Raw genomic sequence first — 11,700 nt, 5'->3', positions numbered from 1 at the left:
TATCGATTATTTAAAATCGAAGACACAGCGAAATGAGCTCGGTAACTTGATAACTTTGATTGGATCTAGGTGAAAAGAAAAGCCCAATGAAAAGAATAAATAATATTTCAAAATTAAAACTAGTGGAGTTTTTAAATCGAATCCCACTATTTAAAAGTTTGGAACCTAAAGACAGAGAAATGCTGGCCAACATACCAAATATAGTGGTGTTGATTGAGCAGGGTAATGTTTTCATAAAACAGAACCAGTTTGATTCTGACTTTTATATTTTATTAAACGGTGAAGCAGAAATTTCGGTGGATAAACAGTTTATAGCGACAACAACCGCTGGGAACTTCATTGGTGAAGTCGGTTTTATTTGTAATGAAGCGAGAAGCGCTACCGTAACAGCAAAAACAGATATCATTGCCCTTAGGGTTACTCGTGACTTATTTGATTTATTACCACTTAGAGTTAAAGACACGGTAAAGCAAAAAATCATTAATGGATTAGTTACCCGTGTCTCTTCGCAAAATAGCAAAATATTAGACTTGGAAGAACAAGTTGATACGCTTGAGTTACAAATAAACCCAGACCGAGACAAAGTTGACGAGCCTTCAGAGTCAGCTGCACCAAATGAAACGGATTCCCAACACGTACTTAATATAAAAAATGTATAAGCTGGGTTGCTTAAACTCGCTTAGATTTCAGCTTATTTAATGTCGTTTATCAATAGTCTAAAGTCTGTTGTATTAACATAACCTTCTATATTTTTTGCAGGCTTTTTACTGTCTGGGTTGGCGACGGCTAACAAATGTTTAATTCCAAATTGTTGTGCAGACGCTAATACTGGCTTTGAGTCATCGACAAACAAAGTATGTTGATTTTCAAAACCTATATCTTGTTGTAATTGCTGCCACAGGCTTTGACTTTCTTTGCTTACCCCATATTGATGACATGAAATTAATTGGTCGATATGGTTATCTAACTGTGTCATTTCTACTTTTAAACTTAATGAGTCTGGATGTGCATTTGTGACCAGAATGACTTTTTTACCTGCAGCTTTTAACGCATCTAAAAAAGGTATAGTGTCGTCACGTAATTTGATTAAATGTCGGATCTCACGTTTAAGTTCAACAATGGGTAAATCCAACTCTTTTTGCCAATAATCTAGGCAATACCATTCCAGTTGACCATGCACAGCATCGTTTTGTTGTTTTAGCTCTTCTTTGGCTTGTTGTAGCGGAATGTCATGCTTTTTTGCTAACGCTTTTGGAGTGTGTTCCATCCAAAAATGATTATCAAAATGTAAATCGAGTAAAGTGCCGTCCATATCGAGTAAAACAGTGTGGATATCTGACCAATTAAGCATAGATTTTTAAACTTTGTTCGTTATAGTAGTAGTCTAGTATCCGATCTTAGCAGAAGGCAATCAATGTCGGAGCATACAAACAATAAAAAACAGCAATTACCTGTCATTCAAAACGCTGAATTAGTAGCCCAAAGCCGTTTATTTAAAATTGAGCAGCTCGATTTAGAATTTTCAAATGGTGAACAGCGCACTTACGAACGAATGAAAAGTTCGGGCCGAGGCGCAGTCATGGTTGTACCGATTGTGAGCCAAGATGAGTTTTTACTGGTCAGTGAATATTGCGCAGGTACACACAGTTATGAATTGGGTTTTCCTAAAGGGTTGATCGACCCAGGTGAATCACCAGAACAAGCCGCTAATCGAGAATTAAAAGAAGAAATTGGTTTTGGCGCAAAACGTTTGGTGAAGTTAAAAACTTTATCCATGGCACCAAGTTATTTTAATTCAATCATGCATATTTACATTGCCCTTGACCTGTATCCAGAATCCCTCGTAGGAGACGAACCTGAGCCATTAGAGGTAGTGAACTGGCAGTGGAATAACTTAGAGCAGTTGATAGACCGTGAGGACTTTACCGAGGCGAGAAGCGTATCCGCCTTGTATCTGGCGAAAGAAAAACTAACCTTAATAGAATAAATGCAGTTGGGGAGTTAATAGTGACATTATCACTGGAACAATTAGCAATACATGCCGTTGAAATAGCAAATACTGCTGGTTTGGCTATTTTAGAGTTTTTTGAAGATGGTGACTTTGAGCAATTTAATAAATTAGATGAATCGCCTGTTACCAGTGCAGATTACGCGGCAAATGAAATTGTGATGACAGAGTTAAGCAAACTCACTCCAGATATTCCAATTATGTCGGAAGAGGTAGAAAATATATCGCTGGCAGAACGTTCACTTTGGACTCGGTATTGGTTAATTGATCCATTGGATGGCACACAAGAGTTTGTCGCAGGTCGTTCAGATTTTGCGGTAAATATTGCGTTAATAGAAAATGGTAAACCTGTATTAGGTGTAATTCACGCCCCAGTTACAAAAACAACATTTTGGGCGGTATCCGGTTTAGGCGCTCATAAAATATTCAATGGTAAAACCAAAAGCGTGTCGGCTACTCCTGTCGACCCTAAAAATGCATATTTACGTGTTGCCATTAGCCGCGTACAAAAATTAGAAACCATCACTAAATTTATCAAGCCAGATATTGCTTTAGAATTTGTTTCTATGGGCAGTGCCGCGTTAAAATCGTGTTTGGTGGCTGAAGGCAAAGCCGATATTTATATTCGTGTTGGACCTACAGGTGAATGGGATACAGGGGCTCCCCAAATTATTGTTGAAGAAGCTGGTGGATGTATTTTAGATTCAGAATACGCAGCATTAAGTTATAACCAAAGAGAGTCGGTATTAAACCCAGACTTTATGGTGCTCGGCGATAGACTATTGGATTGGTCGACAATCACCATACCTCATACTTCAAGACGAGATTAAGGAAATAGTTTAATTATGATCACGGATATTAATAATTTAATTGGTTGTGCGATGTCGCTTCTCAGTGGCCAAGAAGCGGATTACGTTGATGGTAAAGTATTAAGCCCTCAATCTGCGGATGATATGAAGTGTATCGCTCGTGATATCACCGAATATCTAAAAAACAGCACGATGAAGTCAGAAGTGGAGATGCAGAAGCTAGAGCATTATAAATATACGTTATTGGCTATCGCCCCTTTTGGTAGCCGATATATATCTAATCGCCATGACCATTATTTTATTGTGCAATGTGACTTTGATTTTGATTTGTTAGAAGACGCGATGGAGCACGAAACATTAGATGACATGTATGACTCAATGTCGATTGCCCACGACTTTGATCGTGAAGAGTTTGAATCTACGGCTATTATCGTAAGAGATATAGACAATAATATTTTAGCGTGTGATTTACGTGGGTGTTGGAGTCCATTAGCCGATAAATTTGCTGTTAGAGTAGAAGATTGGGTTGATCACTACGCGATTTAACATAAGATTAAATCGCGCTTGATGATAGCCGTTAACCTTGAAAGTCGTTAGCGGCCATTAAATTTACAGTTTCATGTAACTCGGAATAAACTAACACAATTGACCCACTATTGAGTTGTTGTTTTACCTCTAATTTTTTTTGCTCAAAGGAAATTTCTGATTCACCATAATCCGTCCCCTCTCGCATTACAAACTCTTCAATAATACTGTTTAACGCATCTGGACTTATTTGTTGCCATGGGATTATCATTTTGTCTCAGTTAATAATTGATTGATGAATTTTACGCTGCGTGTTTCCAACCAAAACTCTGGTTTTAATGGGTTGTTACCCGTAAGGAATCCAACATGGCCGCCTTTTTTACTTAACTCAAATTGCACGCTGGCAGACATTTCATTTTCACTCGGGATCACAGACTCATTCATGAATGGATCATCTTGGGCATGGATAATTAACGTTGGTACGTTAATGTTAGACAAAAACTGTTTACCACTTGATTGTTCATAATAATCTTCAGCGCTGGCAAAACCATTTAAAGGCGCGGTAACAAGTTGATCAAATTCACCCATGTTAGCTATGTTATCTAGTTGTTCTTTGTCTAGTAATAGTGGATCTGCACCATTTAACGCATCTATCTTGGCATGTGTACTGCGTTTTAATTTATCCAGTAAGTATTTTTGATAAACCTTGGCAAAACCTTGACCAATAGTTTTAGAACATTCAGATAAATTTAATGGTGCAGAGATGACAATTGCTCCATCGAGTTGCGTGTTTTTTCTTTCACCAAGGTATTTAGCAAGCACATTGCCACCTAATGAAAACCCTATTGAGAACAATGGATTGGTGGGATGCCTTTGTTTTAAATATTTAATAAACTCACTGACATCAGCGGTTTGTCCAGAATGATAAGTTTGAGCCTTGCGGTTGGTTTTGGTACCGCAGCCTCTAAAGTGCATTAATACGGCAACCCAACCTTGTTGGTATAAGGTGTTCATCATTCGTTTGGTATAAAAGCTATCAAACGAACCTTCTAAACCATGAAAAAGTAGAATGATAGGTTGATTAGGTTTTATCTTATTTACTTGATGTGACCAGGTCACTTCGACAAAATCACCATCACTTAGGTCAAACTCTTGAAAAGCGGGTTTGAAGTGAGACGTAATGGGATACGCTCGAGGTAAAATGGTTTGTAAGTGGCGATTAGTCATCCACCAAGCTGGTTTAAATTCTGATTCAATTAACATACTGGCCCCAATGTTGATCACAGTTAAGTGGGGGTAAATTAGGTAAATTCAAATTTTATTTACTATTTTTAATAAATGATAATACTGAATAAAATTAATGATTTATCGAGTTAGAAATTAGCAATACCTGATGCATTTATTGCCAACCAATTTTCCACAAATTAGGATCTTTTAATGTTTTCCAATCAATCTCATATTGGTTGTTATTAAATACCGCCTCAATGACACACTTTGTTAGTAATTGCTCATCGTTAAACTCTACATCAACGATGATAAAGTGTTTTTCTTTGTTACTAATCTCACACTTGGTCCACTTACTGTTTAACAGCGTTTTGGGACTAACTTTGTTCATCTTTTTCCCTTTTGTTATGCAAACGTTGCTGTTGAATTAACGCAAAAGTCTGTTCAATCTCAGCTTGGAATGTGGATAAGTTGGTTTTGTTTTGGTAGTCGAATGTGAATCGACTATGGAATAACAAGGTTAGGGTGACGTCTTCAAAACCAAGGTAACAGGTATACCCATCAATATCGTGCCAAGCGGTTAGTTTGTTAAACGTGGTTTTGTCTGCCACTTTTTCCCCGTGAGTGAGGACATGATTAAATAATTCTAGATAATTTGCGTAAGTCATATGTCACCTAATGTTGAGAACCTTGTTATCAAGGTACCATGTTAAACTAACCAAGATAGGTATTACGTTCAATTAAGCGATAAAGTTCATTCTTTAATGCAATAAATCGTCCCGAGCTACTTAACTCAAAGGGGTTTGGAATAGTTTGCGTGATTCACTCAGTAAATGTTGAACTGCCGGGTGTTTTACCTTCCTTTCTGGAGATATGAGGTAATAGTGTTCCATTATTTGATCCGTTCGACCAATCAGCGCTAAATCAAATTGATTTACAACATGCTCCTCAATAATAGTTGGCGCGCAACAAATACCATAATCAGCTTGGCAAAAATAATTGGCTAATACTGAGTCATCGAATTCACCTAAGATTTGTGGTTGGACGTCAATTTGCTCAAACCAAGACAATACATTGATCCTTTGATTTGTGCCTTCTCCAGCAAGAAAAAACGGTTGTCCGTTAAGAGATTGTGGAAAGTTCAGCGCTAATGCCTCAGCTTTATTTTTGTGGGCAAAAAAGCTCATGCCACTTTTGCCAACAAAGTGATTAAACGCTTTAACGGCAGAATGAGCAGGTAAAGACGTATCACTTAAAATGGCATCCAGTTTATTAATTGCCAACTCACTCAATAAGGTATCTAAACTGGTTTCTTTGCAGATTAATTTTATTGAGTCATCCATCGTGTATATCTGTTTTAAAAAATTAAACGAGAAGACTTTCGCTATAACATCGGTTACCCCAATAGAAAACTTAAAGGCAAATTGTTCGGAGTGATTCTGCAACGAATGGAGTAACTCATCACCAAGACCAAATATTTCTTTTGCGTAACTAAAAGTCACGTTACCCATAGGATTGAGTTGCATTTTATTACCCGAACGTTCAAATAACGCATACCCTAACTGGTCCTCTAGTTTTTTAAGCTGTGCGCTTAAGGTTTGAGGGGTAATGTGCAAAGCCAAAGATGCCTTAGCAATGCTGCCGTGGGTCGCAATGGCATAAAAATAATGTAAGTGATGATAGTTTAAGCGCATAAATCTCCTAATAATATTTGATCAATTATGCATTGCATTATTCAAAATAGTTATCAGTTTTTACTTGATGATTAATCAGTTATAACCGACTGTATATATCCATACACCTCAGTTATAACTTGGCTGTCAATCATTGAGGTATGTATATGTCAGAAAACGCACTTATTATAAAGTGGAAAAATTTCATTCAAACCGATGCCAGCTCCGGCATCATTCTTGTGTTAGCTTCTTTGTTCGCCCTTGTGTTAGCAAACAGCCCTTTCAGTCCCGCTTATAATTCATTCTTAGAGTTTCCAGTTAGCATTGTTTTGGGCTCATTTGAGATCAGTAAACCTTTAGTACTATGGATAAATGATGGGCTGATGGCCATATTCTTTTTTGTTGTCGGGTTAGAAATTAAGCGTGAACTATTGTACGGACAACTCGCGTCAAAAGAGCAAGTCATCTTGCCATTCTTGGCAGCAGCAGCAGGCATTATTTTTCCTGCATTGATTTATGTGGCGTTAAATTATCAAGATGCGATAGCCATGAATGGGTGGGCGATTCCGTCCGCTACCGATATCGCTTTCGCGCTAGGTTTATTCATTATTTTTGGTAAATATTTACCACCTAGTTTGAAAATATTTTTATTGTCAGTGGCCATTATTGATGACATAGGTGCAGTGATCATTATCGCCCTATTTTACTCCTCAGATTTAGCCCCTAACTCTTTGTTGATTGCTAGCGTAGGTTTACTCGCACTGTTGTTATTTAATCGATTAGAGCTATCCAACAAAACACCTTTTATTCTGGTTTCCATCATTGTCTGGGCTGCAGTTTTAAAGTCCGGTGTTCATGCAACCTTAGCCGGTTTTGCTGTGGCACTTTTTATACCAATAGCTAAAGACAAATCTGAATCCATGTCTTATCAAATTGAACACAGTCTTCACCCTTGGATAGCTTTTTTTGTATTACCAGTCTTTGCTTTTTCTAATGCAGGAGTGGAGTTAATTGGTACGTCTGTTTCTCAATTATTTACCCCAGTGTCGATGGGTATTATTGGAGGATTGTTCATTGGTAAACAATTAGGGATCTTTGCAGCATGTTATGCAGCCATTAAGTTAAAGCTTTGTACGTTACCTAAAGATGCAACTTGGTCGCAGTTATACGGTGTGTGTTTACTCTGTGGTGTTGGTTTTACCATGAGTTTATTTATTGGTTCATTAGCATTTGAAGAGCAAGGGTTAGCGTATCAAACACAAGTAAAAGTGGGCGTGTTAGTAGGCTCAATAATGTCAGGGGTGTTGGGCGCTTTACTGATTAAACGCTCGTCAAATAAACTAAAAATAGCAGGTGATAAAAATGAAAATTAAAACCGTTAAACAGTTATTCGTCGTTGTTGGTTTGTCGTTAACATCCTTTGTTGCAACGGCAGATTTTAAATCAGAAATCATTGAGTCTTGTACTGAGTATCAAAAAAATGATGGTGGCAAGTTTGTCAACGCATGCAAGTTGTATATAGACGGCTTTATCGATGCCTCAATGCAATACCATGAAAATACCAATGACGATAAAAGTAGTTTTATTAAACGGGTTTATCGAACACGAACCATGTCCGGGGAAATAGTGAATAGCGATTTTGAGCGCCCTTTTTGTATTCCTAAAAAGCTACAACGACAACAAGTGGCATCAACCGTTGCTAAGTCTATAGAACTCAACAATTTAGACATCATTGATTTTAGACTTGTCGTTCATCAGTCCTTGGTCAATCAGTACCCATGCTGAATTAAATAACCGAACCCAACCTTTGCAGACAAGGGAATGTCTGATTTTTTACGGGAATCATCAGCATATTTTTAGATGATAAACGAACCGAATGTTCGGTTGTGATCGTTATACAATGTTTCTGCGTATTAATACTAAGTTAATAGGTAGAAGTGACATGTGATGCAGCATTACAATAAAGATGATTTAATAAAAATGGATCAGCGTTACCGTGTACAACTGGTCAATAGTTTATCGGGGTTTAAAAGCGCAAATCTGATTGGTACATCTAATCTTGCGGGCCTGCATAATCTTGCTATTTTTAGTTCTGTATTTCATTTAGGTGCATCACCTGCATTGGTCGGATTTATTATCAGACCAGACAGTGTAGCTCGACATACTCTTGATAATATCCAACAGACCAAAACGTATACAATCAACCAAATTAGCGGATCGTTTTGGCGTGAGGCGCATCAAACCTCAGCACGTTATTTAGAGCAAGAAAGTGAATTTGAACAGGTCGGGTTAACGCCTGAATTACATCAGTGTACCCGCGCGCCGTTTGTAAAGGAAAGTCGCCTTAAATACGCTTTGTTGCTCAAAGATATCATACCTATTCCGCTTAATGGCACCCAATTAGTTATAGGTGAAATAACCGATGTGATTTGTGAGTCTAGTGCAATCAAAACCGATGGATATATTGATATTGAATCGTTAGATACCGTTGCACTTTCTGGTTTAGACAGTTACCACGCAACTAAAAGATTGTCCCGTGTCAGTTATGCTAAAACAGATAGTCATCCAAAGGATATTCCATTAAATGGCTTATAAGCTAAACATCAACCATAGCGACTTCATGCGCTCGAATGTCTCACTTAAAATTAACGGAAATATAATGTTAACAATATTTTATGATGGCCAGTGTCCTTTATGTGTTGCCGAGATGAATCATTTGGCTCGTGACGATAAAAATAACCTAATAGAATTAGTCGACATACATCAGCCTAATTTTAATCAAAGGTTTCCTGAGATTGATTATGATGCCGCCATGAAAATATTGCATGGTAAGTACCAAGGCAAAATCCTGTGTGGTTTAGAAGTAACACACAGAGCTTGGACATTAGTAGGTAAAGGCTTTTGGGTCGCACCGTTAAATTGGCCGGTGATAAAAACGCTCAGTCATTATGTGTATTTATTTTTTGCTAAATATCGACAACCTATTTCATCCGTTCTAACTAAGCTTTTTGGTTTAAAGGCCATAAGCTGTCACTCGGGGACTTGTTATGATAACTCAACAAACACTGATCGTAGGCGCAAATAGCGAAATAGCGAAAGCATTGGCTTGTGAAATACTGAAACAACAAAATTGTGGCTTGTTATTACTCAGCCGCCATTTTGATGAGCAGTGGCAGCATGAAAGAACACCTGAGCAACTGCAACGGATAAAATTAATCAGCGTTGAGGACTACAGCGAATCATCCATTGAGCATTCGATAGATAAAATTAATTCAAACAGTCAACTGCCAATCACCCGAGTTTTTATCTGTAATGGGTTATTGCACAATAAAACGGTTAAACCGGAAAAACGATTAGAAGATTTTGATGCTGGAGCATTTCATCAAGTGATGTCAGCGAATGTGTTAACACCAATGTTATGGTTGCAAAAATTAACACCTATTTTAACCGGCGAAGTAAAGTGTAAAATGGTGTTGTTAAGTGCACGGGTCGGAAGCATTAGTGATAACCGTTTAGGCGGTTGGTATAGTTATCGAGCATCAAAAGCTGCACTCAATATGATGGTGAAAACCGCATCAATAGAATTAGCTCGGCGAGCAAAAAACATAAAATTAATACTCTTTCATCCAGGTACGACAGACAGTCCTTTATCCAAACCGTTCCAAGCAAACGTGCCTCAAAATAAGTTATTTAGGCCAGAGTTTGTTGCTACTCAATTATTATCAATTCTAGATAAACAAGAGGTTGATGGGGTCGCTAGTTATTTAGATTGGCAGGGGGAATCTATTAATTGGTGACCAAAGGTTAGTTGAATTGCATATTGAACAGCGATAACGAAAAGGTTTCAGGTTTTTTATTATTAATTAACAAACCAATTTCAATAATATCTTCAGAAGCTAACAGAGGTGCGTTGGCTATCATTCGACCACGAAACGAGGCTTGAAAATCCTTCAATAAAAATCGAATAGTTTGGCGTTGACCATAAGTCGTGGCGAAATTGTGTTTATAGGACAAACGGTATCCATCTACCATAGTGATCATTCTAAGTTGATAAATCAGTCCATCACCCATTACGTTAATAGCAACCGTTTTGAGGTGACTTGATAACGGATCAATAGGGCGAAATGTTGAACTGAATCCGCCATTATTTTCTAACGAAATGTAACCAGAGAATATGCCATAGCCATTTTCAAAATGTATCTTTCCTTGTGACCGTCCACCCATTACCTCATCATCCGTTATACGCCAATGTTTGATTTCTTCAGCTTGGCTAAAATCAATAGAATGTGAATTAGGGGTGTCAGCTGTGTTGATCATTTTTGGGTTACTCTTTGTATGGTTCGCATAGATAACTACTGCAATTACAATAGCGAATAATAGTTTCATTTTGTCGCCTTAATAACACAGTTAAATCACATTGTATTTTCAATGGTTTGGCATAAGTCGGTTAGTTCATTTACGACTAAGGTCGCCAAATCAGCATAATCTAGAGATTTTCCATGGGTGACCAAACAAGACATCGTATTGGCAATGATTGCAGCCTGTATGTCATATAAATAATCACCAACGTATAGGATATTCTCAGGCTTTATTTGCCATTGGTCAGCCAAAAATAATAAGGCGTCAGGTGCAGGTTTTGCTTTGTGTTCTTCGCGTGAAATTACAATAGGAATATTTAAGTTATTGTTTTCAATTTTTATTAAGGCAGCTTCACGGCAATTACGAGTGACAATAGCCATCGGCAGTTTTAACTGATGTAATAATGCTAATAAATCATCAGCACCATCAAGTTTCACTGAGTCCATTGCTTCACTAATTTCATAGCCGATTAGCTGGGGCTCAATGACATCTCTTTGTGCTTTTGGTTTCGCGTTTACAAAATCTAATAAATCGACTTCTAGTGGACAACCCAGAGACTTTTTTATTTTTGTAAAGTCCAAAGATGATGAGACTAAGGTGTCGTCTAAATCAAAAATAACAGCAGATAATTTATTAGTTAACACTATTTTTCCTTATAACTATCAAGTTATGTATTAAAAACTGATCATTTGACGACAAGGAGCTGAAGGACTTAAGCCACACATTTCATCGTAGGCCGTTTGGTACTCAAGAGTGGCGTTAAAGATATTATGGTTTCTTAAATAGTTTTTTGCTTCAATTAACGATGACGTAATCGTTATTTTATTTTGCTGGTTTAAGCTAACTAAATTATTTGAATCATCAACAGCCCCCACTAAGTAATGGGTAGATTCTGCGACACAAATAATAGTCGGGGTTAATTTAGTTTGATTGGTTAACGTGTTATGCATGGTCGAACTCCAGTAACAAGGTTGTTGGTGTCTAATCTTATTACGGTATTTTCATGAGTACAGATCACTATGTCCTCAATGATAATAAAAACACGGTGTTCACATTAAATAAAAATATTGTTTTGACCCATAGTGAACTTAATATCTTGATG

General features: G+C 37.4%; 18 protein-coding genes. 9 read left to right on the top strand and 9 right to left on the bottom strand.

The features are described from left to right. Positions 1-86 precede the first annotated feature (86 nt). Positions 87-659: a cyclic nucleotide-binding domain-containing protein gene (locus KO505_RS09345; protein WP_216055186.1), complete on the top strand. Its 573-nt coding sequence runs from the start codon at positions 87-89 to the stop codon at positions 657-659. A gap of 32 nt (positions 660-691) precedes the next feature. Here KO505_RS09345 and yrfG read toward each other — a convergent pair whose 3' ends face one another. Continuing rightward, the gene (gene yrfG / locus KO505_RS09340; RefSeq protein WP_216055185.1) at positions 692-1,351 is read right to left on the bottom strand and encodes a GMP/IMP nucleotidase; all 660 of its coding nucleotides are present in this window, start codon (positions 1,349-1,351) and stop codon (positions 692-694) included. A 63-nt stretch (positions 1,352-1,414) separates the two neighbouring features. Between yrfG and nudE the strand changes: the two genes are divergently transcribed. Genes nudE through KO505_RS09325 form a run of 3 tightly spaced genes read left to right on the top strand, consistent with a single transcriptional unit; the run spans position 1,415 to position 3,363 of the window. Then, a complete protein-coding gene (gene nudE / locus KO505_RS09335; protein WP_216055184.1) occupies positions 1,415-1,987 on the top strand; it encodes an ADP compounds hydrolase NudE in 573 nt (190 codons plus the stop codon). Between the two features lie 20 nt (positions 1,988-2,007). After that, positions 2,008-2,838, top strand: a complete 831-nt coding sequence (cysQ, locus tag KO505_RS09330) for a 3'(2'),5'-bisphosphate nucleotidase CysQ (protein ID WP_216055183.1) — start codon at positions 2,008-2,010, stop codon at positions 2,836-2,838. A 15-nt stretch (positions 2,839-2,853) separates the two neighbouring features. After that, positions 2,854-3,363 carry a hypothetical protein gene (locus KO505_RS09325; protein WP_216055182.1) on the top strand — a complete coding sequence of 170 codons (510 nt, stop codon included), beginning with the start codon at positions 2,854-2,856 and terminating at the stop codon, positions 3,361-3,363. 31 nt (positions 3,364-3,394) lie between these two features. On the opposite strand, the gene KO505_RS09320 is transcribed toward KO505_RS09325, so the two are convergent. The 5 genes from KO505_RS09320 to nhaR form a co-directional block, all read right to left on the bottom strand. Beyond that, positions 3,395-3,613: a YheU family protein gene (locus tag KO505_RS09320; RefSeq protein WP_216055181.1), complete on the bottom strand. Its 219-nt coding sequence runs from the start codon at positions 3,611-3,613 to the stop codon at positions 3,395-3,397. Then, positions 3,610-4,605 (bottom strand): hydrolase, encoded by a 996-nt coding sequence (locus KO505_RS09315; RefSeq protein WP_252731732.1) that lies wholly within the window; start codon positions 4,603-4,605, stop codon positions 3,610-3,612. The genes KO505_RS09320 and KO505_RS09315 overlap by 4 nt, the downstream gene beginning before the upstream one ends. Before the next feature lie 136 nt (positions 4,606-4,741). Further along, complete coding sequence (locus tag KO505_RS09310; protein ID WP_216055180.1) at positions 4,742-4,957, bottom strand: TIGR02450 family Trp-rich protein; 216 nt, start codon at positions 4,955-4,957, stop codon at positions 4,742-4,744. Continuing rightward, positions 4,944-5,234, bottom strand: a complete 291-nt coding sequence (locus tag KO505_RS09305; RefSeq protein ID WP_216055179.1) for a DUF3081 family protein — start codon at positions 5,232-5,234, stop codon at positions 4,944-4,946. The genes KO505_RS09310 and KO505_RS09305 overlap by 14 nt, the downstream gene beginning before the upstream one ends. A gap of 120 nt (positions 5,235-5,354) precedes the next feature. Next, positions 5,355-6,260 (bottom strand): transcriptional activator NhaR, encoded by a 906-nt coding sequence (gene nhaR, locus KO505_RS09300; protein ID WP_216055178.1) that lies wholly within the window; start codon positions 6,258-6,260, stop codon positions 5,355-5,357. Between the two features lie 146 nt (positions 6,261-6,406). On the opposite strand from nhaR, the gene nhaA reads away from it, so the two are divergent. The 5 genes from nhaA (at position 6,407) to KO505_RS09275 (ending at position 10,036) form a co-directional block, all read left to right on the top strand. Beyond that, positions 6,407-7,612: a Na+/H+ antiporter NhaA gene (nhaA, locus tag KO505_RS09295; RefSeq protein ID WP_252731731.1), complete on the top strand. Its 1,206-nt coding sequence runs from the start codon at positions 6,407-6,409 to the stop codon at positions 7,610-7,612. Continuing rightward, a complete protein-coding gene (locus KO505_RS09290) occupies positions 7,602-8,024 on the top strand; it encodes a Rap1a/Tai family immunity protein (protein ID WP_216055176.1) in 423 nt (140 codons plus the stop codon). Before nhaA ends, KO505_RS09290 begins: the two co-directional genes overlap by 11 nt. A 162-nt stretch (positions 8,025-8,186) precedes the next feature. Further along, a complete protein-coding gene (locus KO505_RS09285) occupies positions 8,187-8,834 on the top strand; it encodes a flavin reductase family protein (protein ID WP_216055175.1) in 648 nt (215 codons plus the stop codon). A 64-nt stretch (positions 8,835-8,898) separates the two neighbouring features. After that, a complete protein-coding gene (locus KO505_RS09280; RefSeq protein WP_252731730.1) occupies positions 8,899-9,324 on the top strand; it encodes a thiol-disulfide oxidoreductase DCC family protein in 426 nt (141 codons plus the stop codon). Continuing rightward, on the top strand, positions 9,287-10,036 hold the full coding sequence (locus tag KO505_RS09275) for an SDR family NAD(P)-dependent oxidoreductase (RefSeq protein ID WP_216055174.1): 750 nt from the start codon (positions 9,287-9,289) through the stop codon (positions 10,034-10,036). The genes KO505_RS09280 and KO505_RS09275 overlap by 38 nt, the downstream gene beginning before the upstream one ends. Positions 10,037-10,043: 7 nt before the next feature. Here KO505_RS09275 and KO505_RS09270 read toward each other — a convergent pair whose 3' ends face one another. From KO505_RS09270 to KO505_RS09260, 3 genes are read right to left on the bottom strand one after another with little or no spacing between them, the layout of a single operon-like run. Next, the gene (locus KO505_RS09270; protein ID WP_252731729.1) at positions 10,044-10,625 is read right to left on the bottom strand and encodes a CIA30 family protein; all 582 of its coding nucleotides are present in this window, start codon (positions 10,623-10,625) and stop codon (positions 10,044-10,046) included. A gap of 26 nt (positions 10,626-10,651) precedes the next feature. Then, a complete protein-coding gene (locus tag KO505_RS09265) occupies positions 10,652-11,242 on the bottom strand; it encodes an HAD-IA family hydrolase (RefSeq protein WP_216055173.1) in 591 nt (196 codons plus the stop codon). A 30-nt stretch (positions 11,243-11,272) separates the two neighbouring features. Then, the gene (locus KO505_RS09260) at positions 11,273-11,548 is read right to left on the bottom strand and encodes a DUF6482 family protein (RefSeq protein ID WP_216055172.1); all 276 of its coding nucleotides are present in this window, start codon (positions 11,546-11,548) and stop codon (positions 11,273-11,275) included. Positions 11,549-11,700 lie beyond the last annotated feature (152 nt).

Origin of the sequence: Psychrosphaera sp. F3M07, from assembly GCF_018860345.1 — a bacterium.
GTDB classification, from domain to species: domain Bacteria; phylum Pseudomonadota; class Gammaproteobacteria; order Enterobacterales; family Alteromonadaceae; genus Psychrosphaera; species Psychrosphaera aquimarina.
This window is presented reverse-complemented; position numbering and strand designations above follow the sequence as displayed.

What these genes read in the sequence shown, in the direction of transcription:
- KO505_RS09345 (WP_216055186.1), top strand. Translation starts at nt 87, where the DNA reads ATGAAAAGAATAAATAATATTTCAAAATTAAAACTAGTGGAGTTTTTA.
- yrfG (WP_216055185.1), bottom strand. Translation starts at nt 1,351, where the DNA reads ATGCTTAATTGGTCAGATATCCACACTGTTTTACTCGATATGGACGGC.
- nudE (WP_216055184.1), top strand. Translation starts at nt 1,415, where the DNA reads ATGTCGGAGCATACAAACAATAAAAAACAGCAATTACCTGTCATTCAA.
- KO505_RS09325 (WP_216055182.1), top strand. Translation starts at nt 2,854, where the DNA reads ATGATCACGGATATTAATAATTTAATTGGTTGTGCGATGTCGCTTCTC.
- KO505_RS09320 (WP_216055181.1), bottom strand. Translation starts at nt 3,613, where the DNA reads ATGATAATCCCATGGCAACAAATAAGTCCAGATGCGTTAAACAGTATT.
- KO505_RS09315 (WP_252731732.1), bottom strand. Translation starts at nt 4,605, where the DNA reads ATGTTAATTGAATCAGAATTTAAACCAGCTTGGTGGATGACTAATCGC.
- KO505_RS09310 (WP_216055180.1), bottom strand. Translation starts at nt 4,957, where the DNA reads ATGAACAAAGTTAGTCCCAAAACGCTGTTAAACAGTAAGTGGACCAAG.
- KO505_RS09305 (WP_216055179.1), bottom strand. Translation starts at nt 5,234, where the DNA reads ATGACTTACGCAAATTATCTAGAATTATTTAATCATGTCCTCACTCAC.
- nhaR (WP_216055178.1), bottom strand. Translation starts at nt 6,260, where the DNA reads ATGCGCTTAAACTATCATCACTTACATTATTTTTATGCCATTGCGACC.
- nhaA (WP_252731731.1), top strand. Translation starts at nt 6,407, where the DNA reads ATGTCAGAAAACGCACTTATTATAAAGTGGAAAAATTTCATTCAAACC.
- KO505_RS09290 (WP_216055176.1), top strand. Translation starts at nt 7,602, where the DNA reads ATGAAAATTAAAACCGTTAAACAGTTATTCGTCGTTGTTGGTTTGTCG.
- KO505_RS09285 (WP_216055175.1), top strand. Translation starts at nt 8,187, where the DNA reads ATGCAGCATTACAATAAAGATGATTTAATAAAAATGGATCAGCGTTAC.
- KO505_RS09280 (WP_252731730.1), top strand. Translation starts at nt 8,899, where the DNA reads ATGTTAACAATATTTTATGATGGCCAGTGTCCTTTATGTGTTGCCGAG.
- KO505_RS09275 (WP_216055174.1), top strand. Translation starts at nt 9,287, where the DNA reads ATGATAACTCAACAAACACTGATCGTAGGCGCAAATAGCGAAATAGCG.
- KO505_RS09270 (WP_252731729.1), bottom strand. Translation starts at nt 10,625, where the DNA reads ATGAAACTATTATTCGCTATTGTAATTGCAGTAGTTATCTATGCGAAC.
- KO505_RS09260 (WP_216055172.1), bottom strand. Translation starts at nt 11,548, where the DNA reads ATGCATAACACGTTAACCAATCAAACTAAATTAACCCCGACTATTATT.